The organism is Paenibacillus campi (assembly GCF_034659835.1).
GTDB classification, from domain to species: domain Bacteria; phylum Bacillota; class Bacilli; order Paenibacillales; family Paenibacillaceae; genus Saccharibacillus; species Saccharibacillus campi.
Genome location: NZ_JAXSQZ010000002.1, coordinates 364,152 through 387,686 on the forward strand (window position 1 = coordinate 364,152; position 23,535 = coordinate 387,686).

18 protein-coding genes and 1 other RNA gene are annotated in these 23,535 nt (G+C 45.7%); 17 read left to right on the forward strand and 2 right to left on the reverse strand.

Translation table 11 applies throughout. The annotated features are described in order from the left end of the window. Positions 1-222: 222 nt before the first annotated feature. The 8 genes from U1I11_RS06835 (at position 223) to thiI (ending at position 9,291) form a co-directional block, all read left to right on the forward strand. Positions 223-1,053, forward strand: coding sequence for a UbiA prenyltransferase family protein (locus U1I11_RS06835; RefSeq protein WP_322905039.1), 831 nt, complete (start codon positions 223-225; stop codon positions 1,051-1,053). Beyond that, entirely contained in the window at positions 1,050-1,820 is a 771-nt protein-coding gene (locus U1I11_RS06840) for a tRNA (adenine(22)-N(1))-methyltransferase (RefSeq protein ID WP_322905040.1), read from the forward strand. Before U1I11_RS06835 ends, U1I11_RS06840 begins: the two co-directional genes overlap by 4 nt. After that, a complete protein-coding gene (locus U1I11_RS06845) occupies positions 1,796-2,911 on the forward strand; it encodes a Nif3-like dinuclear metal center hexameric protein (RefSeq protein ID WP_322905041.1) in 1,116 nt (371 codons plus the stop codon). Before U1I11_RS06840 ends, U1I11_RS06845 begins: the two co-directional genes overlap by 25 nt. 79 nt (positions 2,912-2,990) lie before the next feature. Next, an RNA gene (rnpB, locus tag U1I11_RS06850) (RNase P RNA component class A) lies at positions 2,991-3,400 on the forward strand. Between the two features lie 561 nt (positions 3,401-3,961). After that, positions 3,962-4,462 (forward strand): YpuI family protein, encoded by a 501-nt coding sequence (locus U1I11_RS06855; RefSeq protein ID WP_322905043.1) that lies wholly within the window; start codon positions 3,962-3,964, stop codon positions 4,460-4,462. A 993-nt stretch (positions 4,463-5,455) separates the two neighbouring features. Beyond that, the gene (locus U1I11_RS06860; protein ID WP_322905045.1) at positions 5,456-6,340 is read left to right on the forward strand and encodes a lytic transglycosylase domain-containing protein; all 885 of its coding nucleotides are present in this window, start codon (positions 5,456-5,458) and stop codon (positions 6,338-6,340) included. 560 nt (positions 6,341-6,900) lie between these two features. After that, the gene (locus tag U1I11_RS06865; RefSeq protein WP_322905047.1) at positions 6,901-8,049 is read left to right on the forward strand and encodes a cysteine desulfurase family protein; all 1,149 of its coding nucleotides are present in this window, start codon (positions 6,901-6,903) and stop codon (positions 8,047-8,049) included. 6 nt (positions 8,050-8,055) lie between these two features. Next, positions 8,056-9,291, forward strand: a complete 1,236-nt coding sequence (gene thiI, locus U1I11_RS06870) for a tRNA uracil 4-sulfurtransferase ThiI (RefSeq protein WP_322905048.1) — start codon at positions 8,056-8,058, stop codon at positions 9,289-9,291. Positions 9,292-9,726: 435 nt separating this feature from the next. On the opposite strand, the gene U1I11_RS06875 is transcribed toward thiI, so the two are convergent. Then, positions 9,727-10,407 carry a TerC family protein gene (locus U1I11_RS06875; protein ID WP_322905049.1) on the reverse strand — a complete coding sequence of 227 codons (681 nt, stop codon included), beginning with the start codon at positions 10,405-10,407 and terminating at the stop codon, positions 9,727-9,729. Between the two features lie 303 nt (positions 10,408-10,710). Between U1I11_RS06875 and U1I11_RS06880 the strand changes: the two genes are divergently transcribed. The 4 genes from U1I11_RS06880 (at position 10,711) to U1I11_RS06895 (ending at position 16,410) form a co-directional block, all read left to right on the forward strand. Next, entirely contained in the window at positions 10,711-11,211 is a 501-nt protein-coding gene (locus U1I11_RS06880) for a hypothetical protein (RefSeq protein ID WP_322905051.1), read from the forward strand. Between the two features lie 160 nt (positions 11,212-11,371). Then, a complete protein-coding gene (gene typA, locus U1I11_RS06885; RefSeq protein ID WP_322905053.1) occupies positions 11,372-13,219 on the forward strand; it encodes a translational GTPase TypA in 1,848 nt (615 codons plus the stop codon). 225 nt (positions 13,220-13,444) lie between these two features. Next, a complete protein-coding gene (locus tag U1I11_RS06890; protein WP_322905055.1) occupies positions 13,445-14,590 on the forward strand; it encodes an LCP family protein in 1,146 nt (381 codons plus the stop codon). Positions 14,591-15,072: 482 nt separating this feature from the next. After that, positions 15,073-16,410: a PhoH family protein gene (locus U1I11_RS06895; protein WP_322905056.1), complete on the forward strand. Its 1,338-nt coding sequence runs from the start codon at positions 15,073-15,075 to the stop codon at positions 16,408-16,410. Between the two features lie 345 nt (positions 16,411-16,755). Here U1I11_RS06895 and U1I11_RS06900 read toward each other — a convergent pair whose 3' ends face one another. Continuing rightward, complete coding sequence (locus U1I11_RS06900) at positions 16,756-17,889, reverse strand: hypothetical protein (protein WP_322905058.1); 1,134 nt, start codon at positions 17,887-17,889, stop codon at positions 16,756-16,758. A gap of 129 nt (positions 17,890-18,018) precedes the next feature. Here U1I11_RS06900 and U1I11_RS06905 point away from each other — a divergent pair, with 129 nt between their 5' ends. The 5 genes from U1I11_RS06905 to U1I11_RS06925 all read left to right on the forward strand — a co-directional run bounded on the left by U1I11_RS06905 (position 18,019) and on the right by U1I11_RS06925 (position 23,523). Continuing rightward, positions 18,019-19,074, forward strand: coding sequence for a 2-dehydropantoate 2-reductase (locus U1I11_RS06905; RefSeq protein WP_322905060.1), 1,056 nt, complete (start codon positions 18,019-18,021; stop codon positions 19,072-19,074). Next, complete coding sequence (locus U1I11_RS06910; RefSeq protein ID WP_322905062.1) at positions 19,075-19,467, forward strand: DUF3397 domain-containing protein; 393 nt, start codon at positions 19,075-19,077, stop codon at positions 19,465-19,467. It abuts the gene before it with no gap. 199 nt (positions 19,468-19,666) lie between these two features. Continuing rightward, positions 19,667-21,334, forward strand: a complete 1,668-nt coding sequence (locus U1I11_RS06915; RefSeq protein WP_322905064.1) for a peptide ABC transporter substrate-binding protein — start codon at positions 19,667-19,669, stop codon at positions 21,332-21,334. A gap of 335 nt (positions 21,335-21,669) precedes the next feature. Further along, on the forward strand, positions 21,670-22,602 hold the full coding sequence (locus tag U1I11_RS06920) for an ABC transporter permease (protein ID WP_322905066.1): 933 nt from the start codon (positions 21,670-21,672) through the stop codon (positions 22,600-22,602). Between the two features lie 3 nt (positions 22,603-22,605). Further along, positions 22,606-23,523: an ABC transporter permease gene (locus tag U1I11_RS06925; protein ID WP_322905068.1), complete on the forward strand. Its 918-nt coding sequence runs from the start codon at positions 22,606-22,608 to the stop codon at positions 23,521-23,523. Positions 23,524-23,535: the final 12 nt, after the last annotated feature.

Below are 23,535 nucleotides of genomic sequence, written 5' to 3' on the forward strand. Positions count from 1 at the left end.
GATACGTGTTATGGGAAGCCTGCTGCTAATGCGCAGGCTTCTTTTTATGGTGACGATTGTTAGATAGCAGCCCAATTGCTGCAAGCTAACAATAACAGTCATTTTTGCAGCTGCCAGCCCTTTACTTTTACGATCATTTCAGCGATATATAAAGAGACGGAATGATCGGCGCATGTAGGGGGAACGCGCCGTAACAATGCGATGCGGAAGTGGGGGACAGCTTTGAATCAGGAACGACGTGAAGTTATTTTGGATGAAATTCAATATTGGCGTGAAAATCGGCTGTTACCTGAGCATTATTGCGATTTTTTATCGAATTTGTATGATGTAGATCATGAGCAGGAACGAATGGACAAAAAGCTATTGTCGATGAGTTCGCTCAAGCAGGGCAGTTTGCGAACATGGCTGTTTATTTTTTTGATGCTTTGTTTTATTTGTTTGGTAGTGTTGTATTTCTCGGCGTTTCCATTTCTGATGCAACTGATTTCGATTCCGGTATTTGCGGCGGTTTGTTATACCGTTGGCATTCGTGTGCAAAATCGTCATCCTGCCGCTTCATCGGTATTGCTTGCATTTGGCAGTTTCTTGCTGCTTGGACTCGGTATGATGGTCATACAACAACATCGGTTGGAGCCGACGGTGTGGATACCGGTGCTCGTTATTGGTTGTGCGATCATCTGGTGTATAATGGGATATGTAATTTCCAGTCCGATTTTGCTATATATTGGATTCGGTGCGCTTGTGATGGTATACGGTGGCTTTTTTGCACAGGTGAAACCGGATGCGTCATGGATGATGCTGCAAGCGCTATGGTTGCCGCTGAGTATGTTGTTTGTATGGTTTAGCTGGCTTGTGCATCATCGGGGCGGTAAGTTGGCGGCGGTCTATTTTACGAGTGGTATTGCGATCTGGTTTATGCCGGAAGTCGATGAGACGGTGCTGCGCGGACAGCTGCCGGATATTTTTACTGTGCTCTGTATTGTGAAAATTGCGCTGGCATGCATAGTGTTATTTGTATTACGAAAAAAATGGATAGTGTGGGTGACTGCATGAAATTATCAACAAGATTAACAACAATCGCACAGCAAATTCCGGCGGGGAGCCGTTTGGCGGACATCGGTTCCGATCATGGGCTGCTGCCGGTGTATGCGGTGCGGCAAGGCTTAGTTAGTCAGGCGATCGCCGGCGAAGTCAATCAAGGGCCACTGGATGCGGCGCAGCGTCAGGTTGATGAAGCAGGGCTTGGTCATATGATTCAGCCACGGTTAGGTAATGGATTGGCTGTTGTGCAGCCAGGTGAAGTGGATGTAATTACGATTGCTGGTATGGGCGGCGCATTGATCGTCACGATTTTGTCTGAAGGTAGCGCTAAGCTGGCAGGCGTATCACGCTTAATTTTGCAGCCGAATGTGGGCGAGGAATTCGTGCGTCGTTGGTTGCTGGAACAAGGCTGGTATTTGTGTTCAGAGCAGATTTTGGAAGAAGATGGTCGTATATATGAAATTTTGACGGCTGATCGATTGGATGATGCACAAGCGCAAAATGAACAGCTGTATCGTGCCCGCCTGTTGCAAGGAGCACATGGATTACGTGTTGATTTAGCGGTGACGGAGCTGGTGCAATTCGGTCCGTATTTGCTGGACGAAGCGGCGCCGATATTCCGCGAGAAATGGGCGCAAGAAATCGTAAAGCTGGAAAAGGTGAAAGCGTCGGTCGAGCGTTCTGACAATGACGAATCCCGACTGAAAGCGGCTGCATTACAGCAGCAAATTAAGCTGGTGAAGGAGGTACTGACATGCTTGCCAAAGGACAAACTGTAATTCAATATATGGAACAGTTTGCGCCGAAATCGATTGCGATGCCGGATGACCGGATCGGCTTACAGCTCGGCACATTGCAAAAGGACATTACAGGCGTGCTAATTGCGCTCGATGTGACCGATGCGGTCATTGACGAGGCGATTGCGCACGGAGTCAATTTGATCATCGCGCATCATGCGATCATTTTCCGTCCGCTCAAAAGCTTGCAAACGAGCACACCGATGGGACGATTGTATGAAAAGCTGATCAAACACGATATCGCTGTCTATATTAGCCATACGAATTTGGATATCGCTGACGGCGGTGTGAATGATTGGATGGCAGAAGCGCTCGGTTTGCGCAATACGGTGCCGATCGAACAAACGTCTGCGGATGAGTATGTAAAACTAGTCACCTTTGTGCCGTCTATGCATCTGGATGCGGTGCGTGCGGCAGTGTGGGCAGCAGGAGCCGGGCATATCGGCGCTTATAGCCATTGTAGCTTTACGACTGAAGGCACCGGTACTTTTTTGCCGGAGCAAGGCACACAGCCGTATAACGGCGAACAGGGGCGTCTGGAGCATGCGCCTGAAGTACGCTTAGAGACGATCATTCCGGCGAGTTTGCAAAATAAAGCCGTACAAGCGCTGATTAAAGCTCATCCATATGAAGAAGTCGCCTACGATCTGTACCCACTTGCCTTACCAGGCAAAGCGTATGGGCTAGGTCGAATTGGCAAGCTCGATAAACCGGTCACGCTGGCTGAGTTTGTACATACCGTCAAACAAGGGCTTGAGGTGGATACGGTACGTGTCGTTGGCGACTTGCAGCGCACGGTAAAAAAAGCTGCTGTACTAGGCGGCTCGGGCAGCCGATATGTGAATGGCGCTCGATTTAAAGGTGCTGATGTGATCGTGACCGGGGATATCGATTATCATACGGCTCATGATGCATTGCTGGCAGGCATTGCCATTATCGACCCAGGTCACAATACCGAAAAGATTATGAAGCCCGGCGTAGCTGGCGTATTGCGTGCACGTCTGCAAGCGGATCAATACGATACACCGGTGTATGCATCGATCGTTGATACCGAAGTATTCCGATTCGTGTAAATCGGGCATCATGTTAATATAAAAAAAGACTTGCCACGCGATGTGAACGCTTATATAATATAGAGTGTTGCGTTCGCGGAAAGTTTAACAGACAATCGCCGGTAATCGCGAGGTTACGGGAGGAAAGTCCGGGCTCCGCAGGGCAGGGTGCTGGATAACATCCAGTCAGTGCGAACTGAAGGATAGTGCCACAGAAATGGACCGCCGATGGACGGAGCAATCCGTCACAGGCAAGGATGGAACCGAGGTGTAAGAGACCCCGAGGAACGCTGGTGACTTCGTTCCTGGTAAACCCCATCTGGAGCAAGACCTAAAGAGATACAGCTTTTCTTTACGGAAAAGCAGCCTTTGCCCGAGGTGTATCGAGGTTGGTCGCTGGAGCCAGTCAGCAATGCCTGGCCTAGATAGATGATTGTCGCCAAAAGTGGGAGGGTAGTTCCCGTCTGCACCACAACTGGCACAGAACCCGGCTTATGAGAAACTTTCCCAACTGACGCCACGTAAGGATAGAGCTGAATGAAAGCCATCTTTCCGGTGATCTCGTTCACTTGAAAGTCGGCACCGTTTTTGCTCTGCTATGCGTTATAGCTATGCAGACAGAAATGAACAAACATAATATCCGCTGAATTAGGGCGGTGCGTCCTTCACTATGAAGATCGCACCGTCTTTTTGCTGAGTTGATGACATAGGCGATATCGATTTGTTGGCAGTCGTAATAGGAGCGATTAATCTTTTTAATCAGACCTGTCATACATCTTGATTGTTGAGAGAATTCAAAGTAATCTATATGATATCAAACCATTCATTAGCTGATATATTGATGCGATAGGTTTTCATCATTGTAAACGCTGGTTAAAAAATGAATAAGCAAAGTGAGCCGACGATTGAAATGTCAAACTGATCGTGAATCCGTTATGATGATGCGGTTGCTTATGCGAGCAAAGTTACCACTTTGGCTGCATTTATGGTAGGATGTAATGTAAATCAGGGTTAACTTGTATGATGATACAACCCGGTTTTTAAGGAACCAATTAAGGGGGAGCTACAGATATGTCAGCTGCAAATGTCCACAAATTGAGTGAAAGCACACGGGAAAAGTTGAAACCAGCCATTGAAAAACTAGAGGAGTTTTTAAACGAATACTCCTTGAGCGCTCTGGCATCTGAACAAGGACAGGACACATTGCCTTTTTACAAAGGCTTTTTGGCGGACCTTCGCCATTTGCTCGTATTTTCCGAAGTATCTTATGAAAAGCTTGGAGTCGTGCTGCGTCGTGCGAACTTTGATGTCGATTCTGCGGAAAAAGCGCTGTACAGTACGTATCATCAATGCGTGAACAGCTTTTTTTATCCCAAAAATGAGTGCTATTCCGAAGATGGACGTTATGCTTACACCGGGCAGGAAGCGATTCGTTTCCGTCAAACTCCAGTAAAACCGGTGCGAGACATTATTCTTGAAGTGACCAGAACGTTTGAGGAGCTGCGTGATGATCTGGCTTATTACGAAAGCGATTATCTGACACAGCGCCGTATGAACCAGCGCCATGCGTAATTAAAGCGGATTGTTCGCGTGTGAGTAGCTAGCTGTACATGAGCTAATTTGGCGGATCGATCTGATGAAGGGTGCCTGCATAGGCATCCTTTTTTTATGAAATGAAATCCAATAGATGAGTAGGACAATAGGCGTAGCGCGAATGGGTAATGATGCAGGTGAAGAAACGCGGATGAGATAGCGATATCCGGCTTTTTTAGCAAAACAGCAATGTAAAAATATACTTTACATTCGACAGCTTTATGTAGGATTGATGTCGATTGATATTACATAATATGTATATAAAAATTTCCGCAACACTAACATCATACAATGAAATTTTGCCTGAAACGGATATGTATTTGCAGCAATGAAAGGAAGTCGATCATGATCTACACGTCGTGTATAACTTTCATTCGCTTTAGGATGCTTGGGGATTTGTAGATGGAATTATCGCCAATATGTACTCTAATACAAGTATGATTATACCGATCATATGAACATAGCTATGCTATCACTGCTCTATGATCGGCACTGGATGATGTTGTATAAGCAGATTATGATGTGAAGCGGAATGTACCGGATTGATTAACAACTTATAAAAAACATCGTCATCTATTATTCAAAAAAACGGTATGTTTGACGAAAAGTATAATAAGACATACTGTAATTCCGGAATCAGTCGGACATATACAGTTTAAAAATGAGCCTTCAGCAGCTAATGAACAATCCGAAAAGTTAAAAACAGTACAGTAACGTCATCGATTAACGATGAAATCGACATATTGAAATTATGCTGTTCCATAAAGCTTAGGCGCAAGTTGGTAGGAATATAAGGTTGGTCGCTGTCTTGGATCGTCAGCATGATTCGCCTAAACTTCCCATAGTCGGACGTCAAGGAACATAGTACACTGGAATTAGCGCTATTTGATCGCGATCATATGGGAACGGAATCATTTTAATTACATGGATTATTTTACGGATATTACTTTATAGACAGGAGATACACATCGTATGCAAATTGATGCCAAAACAGCCAAGCAACTGCTTGAGCTTCGTTATTTGAACGCCTCGGGCGGAGGCAGTACCGGTGGAATGGACGTCAATACGAATGATACAGATGAGCTATTTCAGATGATGTTGCAGCAAAATATGGGCACATCCAGCGATACGAGTAGCTCGGGTTCCAGCGTTACGGCGATGGCAAAGCTGCTTGCTGACGGCAATGCGACTTCGGTTACAGGCAATACGTACGGCGGCGCCAATACGCTCGGAGCGGGTACGCAGACAATGGGAGCAAGCGATCCGTGGACGAATTTTGATCAATTGCCTGAAGTTGATCCTTCCAACTCGACTACAACGGCGCGTCTGCTCATGAACGGTGCCGGTATGTCGATGGGCGCAGGTACAGGCAGTATCGGCAGTGCGGATCGTGCCAGCAGCTTGTCTGGCTTGCCGGGAACGGATGATCATGGTAGCAAAGCGACCGCTTATAATGAATTTATTAGCTCTGCCAGCAGCAAATACGGCATTCCGGAATCGCTGATCAAAGCGGTTATCGATGTGGAATCTTCCTTTAATCCGAATGCAGGTTCATCCGCTGGTGCTAAAGGGCTGATGCAATTGATGGATGGTACGGCTGCCGGACTAGGCGTAAGCAATTCGTTGGACCCTGAGCAAAATATCGATGGTGGAACGAAATATTTATCGTACCAGCTTAAGCGCTATGACAATAACATCAAAACAGCACTTGCCGCCTACAATGCCGGACCAGGACGTTTACAGCGCCTCGGCATTTCAAACGACCAGGAACTGATGGAGAAATTCAATCAATTGCCCAAAGAAACACAGCGTTATATCGGCAAAATTGAAGCGGCGCAGCAAAAATACGCACTGTAATCGTTATGTATCGTTCGCTCGTTATCGATTATATAGTCAGTCTTATGTACGCAACGCTGAAAAGTTGCTCACAATTAGCATCGTTTGCCCACTAGACAGGAGCGTAGTACTATTGCTCGCTTATACAGTCCAGTTCAGCCGGATGCACGTTCGTGTGCGCTCCGGCTGTTTATTTTTAGTTACCCAATAGTTCATGTTATACCGTAGCTACAGAGCGTGTTATACATATCATTCTGCAGCGTATGGACAAGCTCATATGTTCAGTCGTTTATGTCGTATGCATGCACATCGATCACGGATGAATGGTTTCACAATCAATAACACAAATAGGCATGACCGTGATCGATTATGTTATAATGGTGAGCAGCATATGTACTGCTTATATACATTTGGCTAATCGTATCGGTTTTCGATTAGTCATCCGTTTGCAATGAATGAGACGAATGATAGGTTGATAGAGATCAAAAGGTGGAGCGCAGGTTGATCCCTTTTTGATCTTTTTGTATGTACTTGCTTAGCATATATGCAAACGTACTATAGAGCTGGTGGAGGAATGTCTGATGAAATATTTTGATTATGCCGCCACGACACCTCCTTATCCTGAGGTTGTGCGTGCGATGGCAGAAATGATGGAGCAGCAGTATGGCAATCCATCCTCACTACATCGTTATGGTGAAGAAGCGGATCGTTTGCTGCGTCGTGCGCGTGAAATAAGTGCAAGCGTGCTGCGCGTACAGCCGGATGAGCTGATCTGGACATCAGGTGCAACGGAAAGTAACAATCTCGCCATTAAAGGCATAGCGATGCGTCGAGGACGTCTAAGCGGACATATCGTAACGACTGCAATCGAGCATGCTTCGGTGTATGAGGCATGTCGTCAATTGGAGCAGCTTGGTTTTGAGGTCAGTTATGTCGATGCAGAGCCGGACGGGAGCGTAGCGCTGGAACGTATTGAAGCAGCATTTCGGCACGATACGATTCTGTTTAGCATGATGCATGTAAACAATGAAACAGGTGCTGTACAGCCGGTAATCGATGTTGCACGCTGGATCAAACGTCATCATCCACGTACGATTGTACATGTGGATGGTGTACAAGGATTTGGTCGTCTGGCACCATTGCCGCTGGCGGAAGGCAATATTGATCTGTATAGCCTGTCTGCACATAAGCTGCGCGGGCCACGCGGTGTCGGTCTGTTATATGTGAAACAAGGCACCGAGCTATTGCCGCTACTTGCGGGTGGCGGGCAGGAGAACGGCTATCGCTCAGGTACGGAAAATGTGGCAGGGATCGCCGGTATGACTAAAGCGCTGCGCCTGTCAGCCGAGCGCCAAGCCGAGCAGGAGCGGCATATGCGCAGTTTATCGGATCAGTTACGCGCACACATTCGTACCATTCCGGGTCTGCTGCTAACCGAGCTGGCACAGCCGGCACCGCATATCGTGCATTTTACGTATCCGGGTATGAAAGCTGAAGTCGTGCTGCACAGTTTAGAGCAGCAGGGCATGCTCGTATCGACCCAGTCGGCATGCGCATCCAGACGTGCCAAGCCGAGTCGTGTGCTGCGCTCAATGGGCATAGATACGGAAGTGGCAATGAGCGGTATTCGCATCAGTCTGGGCGATGAGCATACGGCGGACGATATTACACAATTGGTCGCTGCCCTGCGACATACGGTACACTCGTTGCGACCGTTAGAGAGGAGATAAAGCAAAATGATCGGACATACGGATCGCCTTATGCTTCGCTTAGGTGAGATTACATTAAAAGGGAAAAACAGAGGACGTTTTGAAAAAACGATCGCTGAACATGTGCGTGAAGTGCTGCGTCCATATCCGATGGCAAAGCTGCAACGTGAATACGGCAGAATGTATGTCGATACCGGCGGTGTTCCTGCCGTGCAACTGATCGAGCGTTTGCGAACGATATTCGGTATTATCGACATTATTCCGATCAAGCATACCGCGCCGGAACTGGAAGCGATTGTAGAGGCAGCGATCGGGCTAATCGGTGAGTATGCGTTAGAGCAGGAGACGTCATTTAAAGTGAATGCACGCCGGGTATGGAAAGGGTTCTCGCATTCATCACAGGAGATGAATCGACTGATTAGCTCACCTGTGCTGCGTACTTATCCACTGCTCAAAGTCGAAGTGCGTAAGCCTGATATCGAGCTGCGTGTCGAAGTGCGCGAAGGAATCGCTTATATTTATAGCCAGATCATTCCCGCTGCTGGCGGTTTTCCACGCGGAAGCAATGGGCGTGCGATGTTGATGCTGTCCGGTGGTATCGATAGCCCGGTAGCTGGCTGGTATGCGATGAAGCGTGGGCTAGAGATCGAATGTGTGCATTTTCATAGCTATCCGTTTACGAGCGAACGGGCACGTGAGAAAGTGATTGATCTGGCAAAAGTGCTGTCCGGTTATGGTGGCAAAATCCGTTTGCATGTCGTGCCGTTTACCGAAATCCAAACGGCGTTTACGACAACACGTCAGGATAATTTAATGATTACGTTAATGCGCCGGGCGATGTTGCGGATTACGACCCGTCTAGCAGAACAGCAAAAAGCGCTAGCGATTGTAACCGGCGAAAGTCTCGGTCAAGTTGCTAGCCAAACGCTGAATAGTATGAATGTGATTGAGCGTGCGACCGATTTGCCGATACTGCGTCCACTCGTCATGCAAGACAAAGACGAGATTATCGCTACAGCGCAGCAGATTGGAACGTATGAGCTGTCCATTTTGCCATATGAAGATTGCTGTACACTGTTTGTTCCGCGCTCGCCGGCAACGAATCCGAATCGGCGTGTTGTGGAAAAGGTAGAGGAAAGTATGGCGCTCGACGAGATGATTGAGCGGGCGGTACAACAAACGGAATTGCTGGACATTACGCCAGGTATGCCTTCCGCCTTGTCGACCATAACAACAGAGGCGGCGGAATCAGACTGGTTCTGATTTAACTGGATTGAAGGAAGTGGTGTTCCATTCAGTTCACGCACCAAGCTATACAGGACATAACAAACAATAGGTTGTCGAAAACGAAAACGCCCTGATCCGTCATCACTAATGTCGGTCGAGGCGTTTTTGGTTAGGTTATATGATAAAAGCTTAATCGCTCTGTCATATGTGCAATATACAACATACAACCGTATGCACAGCAACCGATGTGCATACGATTAGATTAGATTAGATTAGAACTGCCTTCACCGATCTTGCGCGCCGTATGCCGCACATATCGATGTGCCTACGATTAGGTTGGAACAGCGCACATACCTACATACGTACTGTCGCTGGATCAGCTCGGACATCCTGCTCGTTTGGATTAGCTAAATAGCCGGTTTCGCAGAGTGGATCAATGCAATAAGATGTTGATCGATTGCGTCATTCGCATTATTCACTCGCCTGACTGGCGGTTTGCCGATTTCTTAAATACCCTGCCAGCAACACACCGATCACGATAAAGGCGATAAACATCCATGTCCACAGCGGATGAGCGCCGAATACCGACTGCAAGCGGCTTTCTTCGGTAATCATATGGGAAGCGGTATAAGCAAGCACCGCGCTACCGACATAGATAATCCACGGGAAACGATTGATGATTTTAATAAAAATCGTACTGCCCCAGACGACGATCGGTACACTAATACATAATCCGATAATGACCAAAATAACATGCTGATTAGCAGCGCCAGCAACAGCGATTACATTATCCAATCCCATCGCCGCATCCGCTACGATAATCGTCCAGACGGCGCTCCAAAGCGATGTGCCTGCTTTTACTTCTTTGTGTTCTTCATTATCGGTTAGCAATTTATAAGCGATTGCAATGAGCAACAGTCCGCCAATCGCGAGCAACCACGGAATTTGCAGCAGCCAGATCACGGCTACCGTAGCGACGATCCGGATTACAACCGCGCCACCCATCCCGTAAATAATCGCTTTTTTCTGGCTCTGTTGCGGCAGCTTGCGTGCGGCAAGACCGATAACAATCGCATTATCACCAGCCAAAATCAAATCGATAAAAATAATATTAAGTAAAGATAGCCAGAATGCAGCCTGTGTAACGTCCATTACATTCACTCCTTCATCAAATAAATACTACTTACTATACGATTGCAGTTTACAGACGCAGCGGATGCAATTCTGACCTGTTATCGTGACACATAGGCATAACAGAATACTGCCAACAGACCGATAATAGAATAGCAAGCAACTACTTTAATCGCCTCATCATCGATAAGTTGTTTGAGCGACATTGTTTATGTTAAAGCATACGTATTGGAAATGAATCAGGTTGCACATATGATGTAATTATAACGGTCGCGAAATTTAAATCGTAAATAAACAGTCATGATAGAAGGAGGGCGACATGTTGTGAATAACCGTAATCAGGGTGTTTGGATCGTCTTGCTGATTGTTGCAGGCATCGTTATTTTGTTAGGAAAGTTAGGTGTATTTGCATTTTTGGGGCGTGCGTTTTGGCCATTGCTTATTTTGCTGCCTGGTGTCGTGTTGCAGCTTGCTTATTTTAGCCGCAGCATTTCGTCCTATTGGCTCATACCGGCAGGTATGTTGACCGTGTATGGCGTATTGTTTTTCCTGTGCAACACATGGGGTTGGGGGTTACTGGACGTATTATGGCCACTATTTATCGGTGGCGTAGCACTTGGACTTTACGAATACTATACGCTGTCACCGGTTCGGATCGATCGTCGTATCGGTTTAGGCTCGATCCTGCTTGGAGCGCTTACGATTGGGCTGCTGCTAATTACGCTGCTCGGTGCCGCACTGCTGTATGTGATCGCAATCGCTTTGATTGCGGCGGCACTGTGGTTATTTTTGGGACAAAATAAGTCCGGCAGAATGCGTAAATGACAGTAATTTTGCTTGATTTATGGGATTTATAACGTATAATGAATAATGAATCAATTTGCGAATGACGGTTTTCAACAGTTTCATTAAGTTTCATAACAAAATGTAGAGCGTCGGCATCATTGACCGACGCTCCTTTTATGGAGAGGATTTGGAGAATTTTATGCATTTGAGAGAAAATATCCGCAATATCGCTATTATTGCCCACGTTGACCACGGCAAAACAACACTGGTTGACAAGCTTCTTCAGCAGTCCGGCATTTTCCGTGACCACGAAACCCTGCAGGAGCGTGCGATGGATTCCAATGATTTGGAGCGCGAACGCGGTATTACGATTCTGGCTAAAAATACAGCAATTACTTATAAAGAATACCTGATCAATATCGTGGATACTCCGGGACACGCCGATTTTGGTGGCGAAGTAGAGCGCATTATGAAAATGGTTGACGGCGTATTACTCGTTGTTGATGCTTACGAAGGCTGTATGCCACAAACGAAATTCGTATTGCGCAAAGCATTGGAACATAATTTGACTCCAATCGTTGTCGTCAACAAAATCGACCGTCCAGCTGCACGTCCGGCTGAAGTAATCGACGAAGTGCTGGAACTGTTTATCGAGCTGGGCGCGAATGACGATCAACTGGACTTCCCGGTTGTGTATGCTTCCGCACTGAACGGTACATCGAGCATGGAAGATGATCCTGCTAAACAAGACGATAACATGCAAGCGATCTACGATACCGTTGTTAGCAACATCCCGGCACCAACTGAGGACACAGAGCAACCGCTGCAATTCCTCGTTACGCTGATGGATTATAACGAATACTTGGGACGTATCGCGGTCGGTCGTGTTAACCGTGGTGTGATTCGTCAAGGACAGCCGGTAACGGTAATCACACGCGAAGGACAGAAGAAAACGGCACGCATCGAGAAGCTGTTCGGTTTCCAAGGTCTGAAACGTGTTGAAGTGGAAGAAGCAGGTGCAGGTGACATTATCGCAATCGCCGGTATTAAAGATATTAACATCGGTGAAACGATTGCCGATCCGCAAAATCCGGAAGCTTTGCCGGTTCTGAAAATCGATGAGCCAACACTGCAAATGACATTCCTCGTGAACAACAGTCCATTCGCTGGACGTGAGGGTAAATGGGTAACTTCCCGTCGTCTGCGCGATCGTCTGTTCAAAGAGTTGGAAACAGACGTAAGCTTGCGTGTAGACGAAACGGAAAGCCCAGATGCTTATATCGTATCCGGTCGCGGTGAACTTCACCTCGGTATCCTGATCGAAAATATGCGTCGTGAAGGTTATGAGCTGCAAGTGTCCAAGCCGGAAGTTATCATCCGCGAAATCGATGGCGTACGCATGGAGCCAATCGAGCGTCTGATGATCGATGTTCCGGAGGAGAGCATGGGTGCGGTAATGGAAAGTCTCGGAACACGCAAAGCCGAGATGGTAAACATGGTGAATAACGGTTCGGGTCAAGTACGTCTGGAGTTCCTAATTCCGGCGCGCGGTTTGATCGGTTATCGTACGTACTTCCTGACACTAACGCGCGGTTACGGCATTATGAACCATGCGTTTGACAGCTATGGTCCACTCGTAGCCGGTCAAGTTGGCGGACGTCACCAAGGCGTACTCGTTTCCAGCGAAAACGGTTCTTCCACACTGTACGGTATTCTGTCTGTTGAAGATCGCGGTACATTGTTCGTTGAGCCAGGCGCTGAAATCTACGAAGGCATGATCGTCGGCGAGCACACACGCGATAACGATATCGTCGTGAACATCTGTAAAGAAAAACAACTGACTAACGTTCGTTCGGCAACAAAGGACGATACGGTCAAAATGAAAACGCCGCGCCTGTTCTCGTTGGAGCAAGCACTGGAATATTTGAACGATGACGAATTTTGTGAAATTACGCCAAAAGCGATTCGCCTGCGCAAAAAGATTCTGAATAAGAGCGAGCGCGAACGTGCGGAGAAACATCGCAAAACGGCAGAAGCTGGCCGTTAAATTGCAATTGTAACCTGAATTGTTCATTATATTAGGTGGCTGAATCGTAACGCTTGCATAACGAGCGCTGGCGATTCAGTCACCTTCCCTTATCTGCAAAGATAAGACGTTTGCTGTGTGGTCTTGATCCCGGTCAGAGCTTATATACATAGATGGTTCTGGCAACCGATGGATATGTGCGGTAAGAGCCAAACGCTAAATACGATGGAACAGGTGTTGAGAGCAATGAGTACGACAACAGGAGGGCTTCCGCCGCGCGCGGGAAATAAGGCTCAAAAAGCTGACAATTCCAAGCCCAAAAAGAAACAAAAGAAAAAGGCAAGCGGCTTCAAGCGCTTTATGCAAATTGTACTGATCGTCTTTTTGCTAAGTGTAGTTGGCGTGATGGCGTATGCCGGTTATTTGTATTATCAGGTGGAAAATATGTTCGATGGCAAGGGAGGCGGCACAACGCCAAATTCCGCTGTCGTAGATACGAGAGTACCGTCCAAATCCGCCAAAGAAAAGCCGATTACGATGATGTTGCTCGGTACCGACTATCGTAAGCAAACCGGTACGCGTTTGACCGATGTCGTTATGGTCGCAACACTCAATCCGGATACGAAGTCAGCTACGATTGTATCGTTGCCGCGTGATACGTATTTCCAGCTTGACGGTTATGTTCCGAACAAGCTGAACTCTTATTATCCAAAGTTTTATGCACAGGATAAAAAGCAAGGTACGAACGATGCGATGCAGGAAATGCAAGCGATGCTCGGCAAGTATCTCGGTATTGATATCGATTATACGACCGTCATTAACTTCAAAGGTTTTAGCGATGTCGTGGATGCGGTTGGTGGCGTTGATGTGGATGCAGCGATGAATATGTGTTATATCGATAATGCCGATGGTACGAACATTAACATTAAAGCAGGCCCTCAACATTTGGATGGGGAAAAAGCATTAGGTTACGTTCGCTATCGTCACTCTGGCAAAGGATGTAGTCCGCGCACAAAAGAATCGAGCGATTTTGACCGTAATAAGCGTCAAAATGAAGTGCTCAATTCGGTAGTCGACAAAATCCAGTCGTTTAACGGAATTACTAAGCTAAGTTCGATTATTCAATCCGTAGATGATAATATGGAGACCGATATCGAAGGTAGCCAGTTTACGAACTTGCTGACTACGTACTGGAATATTCCAAAAGCGAATATTAAGTATATGCCAGTGACCGGCGATTGGCGCAGCCCGTATGTGTACATTAATGAAACAGAGCTAGCTAACGCCAAACAAGCGTTGCAAGATGAACTGCAAGGTACGGCTACACATACCGATCAGTTTGATAATCCGACTACAAGCGAGACAAGCGGTAGCGGAACTTCAACGCAATAAATGTATCAGTTCTCTGCTTATGGAGGAGTGAACAAGAGCCCAACTGTAGGTACGATCGATGATCCTGCCAGCATACAGCTCGTGTTTGCTCCTCTATTTTGTTGGGCATTCCGAGTAAAATGGTTTCATTTTACATGTAAAGTATTTATGTTATACTATCTGTGCACTTATCTTTGATGACAGCCAAGTAGTGATTGGGGGATTGACCATGCCGAGACGAATACAGTTGTGTACGATGTGGAAGCCGGTCATATGTTGTGCGGTAGCGGTCTATGTTATGCCGTTGCGCGGTGCAAGTAGTATGGATTGGAATGGCTTGTGTTCATCATTTCTTGCGATAGGCAAAGTCTGACCTTTTATCAGGTTCAGACTTTTTTGCTTTCATTAAAAGAGGAGGGTGAGGCTTGGCGATTCAGAAAGCGGGAAGCATAAGCTGGAGATATCAGCGATCACAAACAATTCGTACCCGGGGGGGAATCTCCATGAAAAAGATTTTTGTATTGGATACCAATGTGCTTCTTCACGATCCGAATGCCATTTTCGCTTTTGAGGAAAATGATGTGATTATTCCCGCTGTCGTATTGGAAGAAATCGACTCGAAGAAACGAAATGCTGACGAAATTGGTCGTAATGCCCGCGGAGTGTCCCGTTCGTTAGATGCGCTGCGTATGATCGGTCATCTGCATGATGGAGTACAGCTAGACAATGGAGGCACCCTTCGTGTTGAGTTAAACCATCGCAGCTTTGCTCGTGTTCATGATATGTTTGGAGAGATTACGAACGATAACCGCATTTTGGCGGTTGCGCTAAATTATAAGCTGGAAGAAGAAGAAAAGCATTCGGAGCGGCATGTTATTCTCGTCAGTAAAGATGTGCTTGTACGGGTAAAAGCGGATGTGCTTGGTGTGCAAACCGAAGATTATTTGTCTGATCGTGCCGCTGAGCCGAATGAGATGTATAGCGGATATACAACGCTTAAAGTGCATCCATCGATTATCGATGACTTTTACAATCATCGATATTTGGCAGTAGGTTCGCTGCAATTGCAACAAGGCTATTCGTTTTACCCGAACGAATTTGTTATTCTCAAAGACGAGATAGGCAGTGCCAAATCCGCCTTGCTTAAAGTAAACGCCGATGCGAATCGGTTGGAACCGCTGTTTCTGAGCAATGAGCCGGTATGGGGAATCGCCGCCCGCAATGCACAGCAACGGATGGCGCTGGAATTACTGCTCAATGATGAAATTCCGCTCGTAACGATTACAGGTAAAGCGGGTACTGGTAAAACATTGCTAGCACTAGCGGCTTCACTGTCTAAAGTGGAAGACGAGCAAAAATACAAAAAACTGCTTATCGCACGACCTGTCGTGCCAATGGGCAAAGATATCGGTTATTTGCCAGGTGAAAAGGAAGAAAAGCTTCGTCCGTGGATGCAGCCGATTTACGATAATCTGGAATTTTTGTTTGATACGAAAAAAGCCGGCGATATCGATAAAATATTGATGGGCATGGGCAGTATTCAGGTAGAAGCGTTAACGTATATTCGTGGACGCTCCATTCCAGGACAATTTATCATTATCGATGAAGCGCAAAACTTATCGCGTCACGAGGTGAAAACGATCGTGTCCCGTGTCGGTGAAGGCAGTAAAATCGTACTTGTCGGTGACCCAGATCAAATCGACCATCCGTATTTGGATTCGATGAGTAACGGGTTGACCCATGTGGTGGAACATTTCAAACAAGAAGGCATTAGCGGTCATATTACGCTGGAAAAAGGCGAACGCTCCAAGCTTGCTCAGCTTGCCGCCGATTTGTTGTAAACGGGCGCTTGTCTTTTTAATAAGCAAAGCCCTCTGTTTCGCATCATACGAAACAGAGGGCTTTTTTCGTGCATGGCGATCGATCCGTTATATCGATCAAATATCACCTATACATCAAACTGATAGCTTATCTTAAGTACATTTACAGTTTGTCGATCTAACCATTGCTTGGTGCTGAATCGATTTAGGGACGGTTAAACACGATTTTCATTTGAGACAGCCTACTAGTGCTGCTGATACGATATAGTAGTGTTAATAAAACATCGATAAAGCGTTAAACCTGCCTAAAGTTGTGTAATAGCTTCTCCTTTATATACAATCAGTATAGACAACAACAATATTCATTTATAATGACAGTTCCAGCTCAATCTGCATTTGTCCATTGGACATCTGTACATGTTTGGCTTTTAAATAGGAGATGATTTGCCCTGGATAAAAGCCAAGATCAAATTGATTTTCCAACTGTTGCCTAGTCGTATTAGGCAATTCCAAACCGTTAAAAATAAGCCGATCGACCTGAAAACGAATCGCATTTTGCGGTTGTTGTTCTACCTCATAATGACCGGCAATGTCCAGCTTTAAGTTGCCTTCCTGTCCGTTAACAACGATTCCTTGCTCGTTAAAATGAAATTGAAAACTGTCTGGCAAGCGACCTTGCTGGTGTAGAAATTGATTAAGCTGTTGCTCGCTAATCGTAATCGTATAGCTGCGACCGTGGATACGGATCGCATCCGGTTCGGATTTGAGAAAGCTCGGAAACTGATTCATCGACTGTGCCAAAATTTCAAAATAACCTCTTACTTCATACAATCCGATATTTTCCCAATAGGTATTCAGCTCTTGTATCAATTGACGCATGGTGGCGGGATTGGAAGATGAAGCGATGCCGGAATCAATTTGCTGGCGAAGCAGAGCGACACGTTCTTTTTGCTGTTTCAGATTAGTACCGATCTGTTGCAGTTCCGACGATGTGCGCGCCAATTGCTGCTGTTTGTCCAGCATTTGATTGTATTGTTGCTGATAGCTGTTCATAATACGATGGTCATGATCGATAATCATTTGATAATATTCATAAAAGGTCAGCATGCCGGATAGACTGCCTGTGCTAAGCAGTGCCAGCCAAAGTTGATCTCGCTCGCCCGTATAATAAGCGACAAGCACGCGGTCGGATTGCGTGCGTGCAGCATAAAGCTGTTGCTGCTGCACGACCAGTTCCTGCTGAAGCTGGTTATGCTGTTTGCGTGCTGCTTGCTCTTTGGCGCCAACGCGGGCGATTTCATGATCCAATTCTTGAGCGGACAAACTATGTTCTAACAATTGGCGTGTCGTTTCATCCATTTTATTTGGCGTGGGCATTGGCTGAGTGGATATCGTATCCGTAGCAGCGCTAATACGCGGTGCTTGTACAATTTCGGCAACGATCATAATCGTAGTCAGCAGAAGGCAGCCGATAAGTCGTTTATACTTAAATAGTTTCATGAATCGCCGCCTCCCTGTATAATAAATGATTAACTGCACTTTTTTTGCTGACAGCTTAATGAATCATTGTGCGCAGTAACATATCCAGCATTATTATTGTAGCGTATGAATAGCAAGGAGGGAAACAGCATGCACATCGATATTGTGGGCGGTGGCTCGCTTGGATTGCTTTTTTTTAGTAAATTGGCATTAACACAGCATGCGAATACGATCCATAATACAACAGCCGCGCACAGCTTGGCAGATCAACTCTGGCTATGGACACGAACGAGTGAGCAGGCAAAACGTATTCAAGAAGAAGGGGTTTCATTTCAAGCTGGATCGGATCAGCCGCTCCAGCGTTTTATGCCGTCTTCGCTTGCAAGTTGCTCGGTAGCCGCCGTACAAACGAGTACCGAGCAAGCCGCAGCCGCAATAGAAACGGACAAAGCAGATATTATTTTACTGACGGTCAAACAGCAGCATGTGACAGCTGAACTTATACATTGGCTGTCCAAACGGATGCATAAGGGGACTGTGCTGATTACGATGCAAAACGGGCTGCGCACCGATTCGATTTGGCCGCCAACATGGAACGTTTATGTCGCGATTACGACAGAAGGGGCGAAGAAACTCTCACCTGTCGGAGTTATGCATTCCGGGCGTGGACAGACTGCAATCGGCAATGCGGCGCTATTGTATCGTTCTTCCGCTTTACTTTCCGAGACGTTAGCGGTACAGGAATATGAGCAAAGAACGATAGCATCGCTGTTAAGATCACTGATGGAAGCAGGATTTAAAGTAGCATTGTCGAACAATATACGGATCGATGTGTATCGGAAACTAACAATAAATGCGGTAATTAATCCGTTGACGGCGTTATGGCGTATTCCGAATGGAGAACTGTTAGCAAGCGAGGCGCGTATAGCGGTCATGCGACAATTGTTTGATGAGGCGATAGCCGTGTATACCTGGCATCATATCGAATGGTCGGAAGCATGGTGGCATGATATTTTACAAGTGTGTCAAGCAACAGCCGCCAATACATCTTCGATGCTGGCTGATGTGCTGCATAGTAAACGAACTGAGATTCGCTGGATTAATGGAGCGATTATCGAGCTCGCTCGGCGTGTGCCTATGCAAGCTTTTGCACATGAGTGGATGTGCACGCTCATCGAATCATTAACCGTAGAGGAGGTCGATTGAATGGGAGGATTGTTCGGGTGGTTGCTAGATGGTGCTATCTTTCTGAGCTTATTGCCATTCATTCCGTTTATTGCTACATATGTGATCGCCAGCTTGCGCAAACGGACGAAAAAGCAAGTACTAGGCATTGCGATGGATGTGACAACGCCATTTTTGTACATTTCGGTCGCGGCATTATTTAATACGATTTTTAATAGCAGGCTTGGATTTTATCTTTTTTTGCTTATTTTATTACTTGCTTTAGGTCTAATTGGCAGTGCACAAAACCGTCTAAAAGGAAAAGTTGATGTCCAGCGTTTATTTCGAGCCGTTTGGCGATTATCGTTTTTCTTTTTGAGCTTAGGTTACATCGTGCTGCTAGTTATTGCAATATTGCAATACATAACACGATAAACGTGTCGAAAATTGGAATAATCTTGCTTCATGTTAGGTATTCGTCCGTAGGATGGAGCATAATTTACTGCATAATGTGACGAAATTGTTGAAAAAAACGAAAAAAAACGTTTTTTTTAAGTTTAAGATATAGATTTTTTTGACCACTGGTTGTATAATCTAAAAGCATATACCACATTTTTTAGGGGGACACTGCTAGATGAAAAAGAAAAGTTGGTTAGTACTTATGGTACTCGTACTGGCTTTCGGGTCATTGCTCGCAGCTTGCGGCAGCTCCGAAAACAGCAGTACAGGTACAAGTGGAGACACAGGAAACGGAACGACAGCATCGCAGGATCTGCGCATTAACATGAGTGCTGAACCGCCTACTTTTGACCCAGCTCAGGCAAAAGATACACAAACAAACACCGCTCTGAAGCTGATGTACGATGGTCTGACACGTATGGGTGCCGATGGTAACCCGACTCCTGGCGCAGCCGAGAAATGGGATGTTTCCGAAGACGGGTTGAAATATACGTTCCATCTTCGCAATAATGCAATTTGGAGCAATGGCGATCCTGTAACAGCACAAGACTTTGTGTATGCTTGGGAACGCGTATTGAGCCCGGCAACAACTCCAGCATCTGAATATGCTTACCAGCTTTACTACCTGAAAAATGGCGAAGCGTTCAACACGGGTAAAATCAAAGATTTCTCCCAAGTCGGCGTAAAAGCTGTTGACGACAAAACGTTGGAAGTGACACTGACAGCTCCGACTCCTTACTGGCTCGGTCTGACATCCTTCTACACGTACTATCCTGTAAACAAAAAGAACGTTGAAGCGAATCCACAGTGGGCTGCCAAAGCAGACACAATGGTAACGAATGGACCGTTCACACTGACTACATGGACAACAGGTCAACAACTCGTTTGGACGAAAAACGATAAATATTGGGATAAAGATAACATTAAGCTGAACACAATTACAGCTTCACTCGTTAACTCCGGCGCAACTGAGTATGCGAGTTACCAAAGTGGACAGTTGGATTATGCAGGCTCACCAACTGGTGAAATCCCTACCGACCAAATCGCTGCAGCAAAACAGCAATATCCTGATCAATTCAACGCTAAAGGTATTGCAAGCACGTACTACTATGAATTTAACAATAAAGAAAAGCCTTTTGATAACGCAAACATCCGTAAAGCGTTTGCCATGTCGATTGATCGCCAAGCGATCGTTGATAAAGTAACACTGGGTGGTCAATTGCCTGCATATGGCTTCGTACCTCCAGGTATTAAAGGCCAAAACGAAGAATTCCGTACCGAGTTTAAAGATGACTACTTCAAAGAAGATGTTACACAAGCAAAAGCTTTGTTGGCACAAGGTCTGAAAGAAGAAGGTCTGACAGCATTGCCTGCAATTACACTAATCTACAACTCCAGCGAAGCTCACCAAAAAGTTGCACTGGCGATTGCAGATATGTGGAAGAAAAACCTTGGTGTTAATGTGCAAACTGAAAACCAAGAGTGGAGCGTATTTTTGAACAACCGTCAAAGCGGTAACTATCAGATCGCTCGTGCTGGTTGGACAGCCGACTATAACGATCCGATGACGTTCATGGATATGTGGGTAACTAATGGTGGTAACAACGATGCGAAATATAGCAATCCGACTTACGACAAATTAATTACTGACGCCAAATCAACACAAGATAATGCAAAACGTATGACCGATATGGCGCAAGCAGAGAAATTGCTGATTCAAGATGATATGGTAATTATGCCGATCTACTACTATACTAGCATCTCTCTCGTTAAGCCTAATCTTAAAGGAATTGTTGTTGATTTTAGTGGTTCTGTTGACTTCTCCAGAGCGTATTTTCAATAATTCAATACAAATTGGCAGTTAGATGATTGCTGCGGGATATATATGGAGATTCAAAGCCATATATATCCCGCTTTTATGTGTGTATGGATTTTTTCCATATATTGCTTTTTCTAACGTTGACTATCGCAAGTGTCAAACTTGTTGCTTTTTTTATTTAGATAAAGAGCAAGCGATCTTCTTGCTCGCGTAAACCAGAGCGAATTAATCTGGTTTATTGTTTTCCACCAACAAGCATTTTTCTCGTTTATCATAATATACGCATAACTGTATCTACAAAAGAAGTAGTATGATTTGACGTAAAATTTAACGATGAAACAAAGGAGGGCTCCAGAAAAATGGTTAGATACATTGCCGGCAAGTTTTTGTTTATGTTGGTATCTCTGTTCGTACTGATCTCACTGACATTTTTTCTGATGAAAATTATTCCGGGCGATCCGTTTATGTCCGAGAAAGCTGTACAGCCACAAATTAAAGCTCGTCTGATGGCACAGTATGGACTTGATCAGCCTATTCCTGTACAGTATGTACGCTATCTGGGCAATATCGTTCAAGGTGATCTTGGGATTTCGATGAAATATCAAAACCAAGATGTAAGCGGTCGTATTACGCAAACATTTAAACCTTCCTTGCAAATCGGTATTTTTGCGATCATTATTTCGATTATTGTCGGGATTGTACTCGGTATGATAGCGGCATTGTATCATCGTAAATTGATTGACCATATGGCGATGGTGCTCGCTATTATCGGTATAGCGGTGCCAAGCTTTGTACTTGCGACGTTAATTCAGTACTTATTTGCACTCAAACTCGGTTGGTTTGACGTAATGGGCTTTAGCAAGCCAAGTGATCTAGTATTGCCAGTCGTGGCACTTGCCGTTCAACCGATTGCATTCATTGCACGTCTGACTCGTTCCAGCATGCTGGAAGTGCTCAATTCCGAATACATTAAAACAGCCAAAGCTAAAGGTTTGAACGGCTTTACGATTATGACTCGTCACGTACTGCGTAACGGCGTATTGCCAGTAGTTACGTATGTCGGCCCAATGACTGCTAACGTTATTACAGGTTCTGTCGTCATTGAGCAGATTTTCGGTATCGGTGGTATCGGTAAAGTATTCGTAGAAAGTATTACGAACCGTGATTATACGATGATTATGGGCGTGACGATTTTTTACGGTGTTATTTTGATGGTGGCTCGTTTTATAACCGATATTTTGTATGTTGTGGTTGATCCACGTATTAAACTGACAGGTAAAAAGGGGGCTTAACCATTGGCAGCGAACAACAGTAAAACTCCAAATCCTACGACTGCTGATGTAACGTTAGATCCAACAGCGTACCAAAAGAGTGTATCGCTCTTTCAGGACGCGATGTATCGGCTCGTAAGAAATCCCGTAGCGATGGTTAGTCTTAGCATATTGTTTATTGTTATTGTTATGGCGATTATAGGGCCGCTGATGCTTCCTTATAATTATTACAGCAATGATCTGATGAGTACGAACCAACCTCCATCGGCTGAACACTGGTTTGGCACCGATAATCTGGGGCGTGATATGTGGGTTCGTACATGGATGGGCGCACGTATTTCCTTAATCGTTGGTTTTTCCGCTGCATTGATTGACCTGTTTATCGGCGTCATTTATGGTGCGATTATGGGTTATAAAGGCGGCAAAACAGATGAAGTGATGAACAAAATTTCCGAAATTTTGTACTCGATTCCGTATTTGCTCGTTGTTATTTTGCTGCTCGTCGTATTGGAGCCAGGCTTGAAAACGATTATTTTTGCACTCGCTGTCACCGGTTGGGTAACGATGTCCTGGATTGTACGCGGTGAAATTATTCAGCTTAAAAATCGTGACTTTATTTTGGCAGCACGTTCGATGGGTGCGAGTGGCACACGTCAATTGTTCAGACATTTACTGCCAAATGCACTTGGTCCGATTATCGTTACCGTTACATTGTCTGTGCCAAATGCGATTTTTGCGGAAGCTTTTCTGAGTTTCCTCGGTCTTGGTGTACAAGCGCCGATCTCGTCACTTGGTTCGATGATCAATGATGCGCTGCAAGGTTGGAACTTGTATCCGTGGCGTATGTGGTACCCGGCAGGTCTGATCTGTTTGACGATGCTCGCATTTAACCTGCTTGGTGATGGTCTGCGTGATGCGCTTGACCCTAAACTGAAAAAATAAAATCCGTAGGAG

Coding starts and splice junctions, on each gene's coding strand:
- U1I11_RS06915 (WP_322905064.1), top strand. CDS start 19,667: ATGAAAAAGAAAAGTTGGTTAGTACTTATGGTACTCGTACTGGCTTTC.
- U1I11_RS06875 (WP_322905049.1), bottom strand. CDS start 10,407: ATGGACGTTACACAGGCTGCATTCTGGCTATCTTTACTTAATATTATT.
- thiI (WP_322905048.1), top strand. CDS start 8,056: ATGATCGGACATACGGATCGCCTTATGCTTCGCTTAGGTGAGATTACA.
- U1I11_RS06860 (WP_322905045.1), top strand. CDS start 5,456: ATGCAAATTGATGCCAAAACAGCCAAGCAACTGCTTGAGCTTCGTTAT.
- U1I11_RS06900 (WP_322905058.1), bottom strand. CDS start 17,889: ATGAAACTATTTAAGTATAAACGACTTATCGGCTGCCTTCTGCTGACT.
- U1I11_RS06905 (WP_322905060.1), top strand. CDS start 18,019: ATGCACATCGATATTGTGGGCGGTGGCTCGCTTGGATTGCTTTTTTTT.
- typA (WP_322905053.1), top strand. CDS start 11,372: ATGCATTTGAGAGAAAATATCCGCAATATCGCTATTATTGCCCACGTT.
- U1I11_RS06895 (WP_322905056.1), top strand. CDS start 15,073: ATGAAAAAGATTTTTGTATTGGATACCAATGTGCTTCTTCACGATCCG.
- U1I11_RS06855 (WP_322905043.1), top strand. CDS start 3,962: ATGTCAGCTGCAAATGTCCACAAATTGAGTGAAAGCACACGGGAAAAG.
- U1I11_RS06865 (WP_322905047.1), top strand. CDS start 6,901: ATGAAATATTTTGATTATGCCGCCACGACACCTCCTTATCCTGAGGTT.
- U1I11_RS06845 (WP_322905041.1), top strand. CDS start 1,796: ATGCTTGCCAAAGGACAAACTGTAATTCAATATATGGAACAGTTTGCG.
- U1I11_RS06890 (WP_322905055.1), top strand. CDS start 13,445: ATGAGTACGACAACAGGAGGGCTTCCGCCGCGCGCGGGAAATAAGGCT.
- U1I11_RS06920 (WP_322905066.1), top strand. CDS start 21,670: ATGGTTAGATACATTGCCGGCAAGTTTTTGTTTATGTTGGTATCTCTG.
- U1I11_RS06910 (WP_322905062.1), top strand. CDS start 19,075: ATGGGAGGATTGTTCGGGTGGTTGCTAGATGGTGCTATCTTTCTGAGC.
- U1I11_RS06840 (WP_322905040.1), top strand. CDS start 1,050: ATGAAATTATCAACAAGATTAACAACAATCGCACAGCAAATTCCGGCG.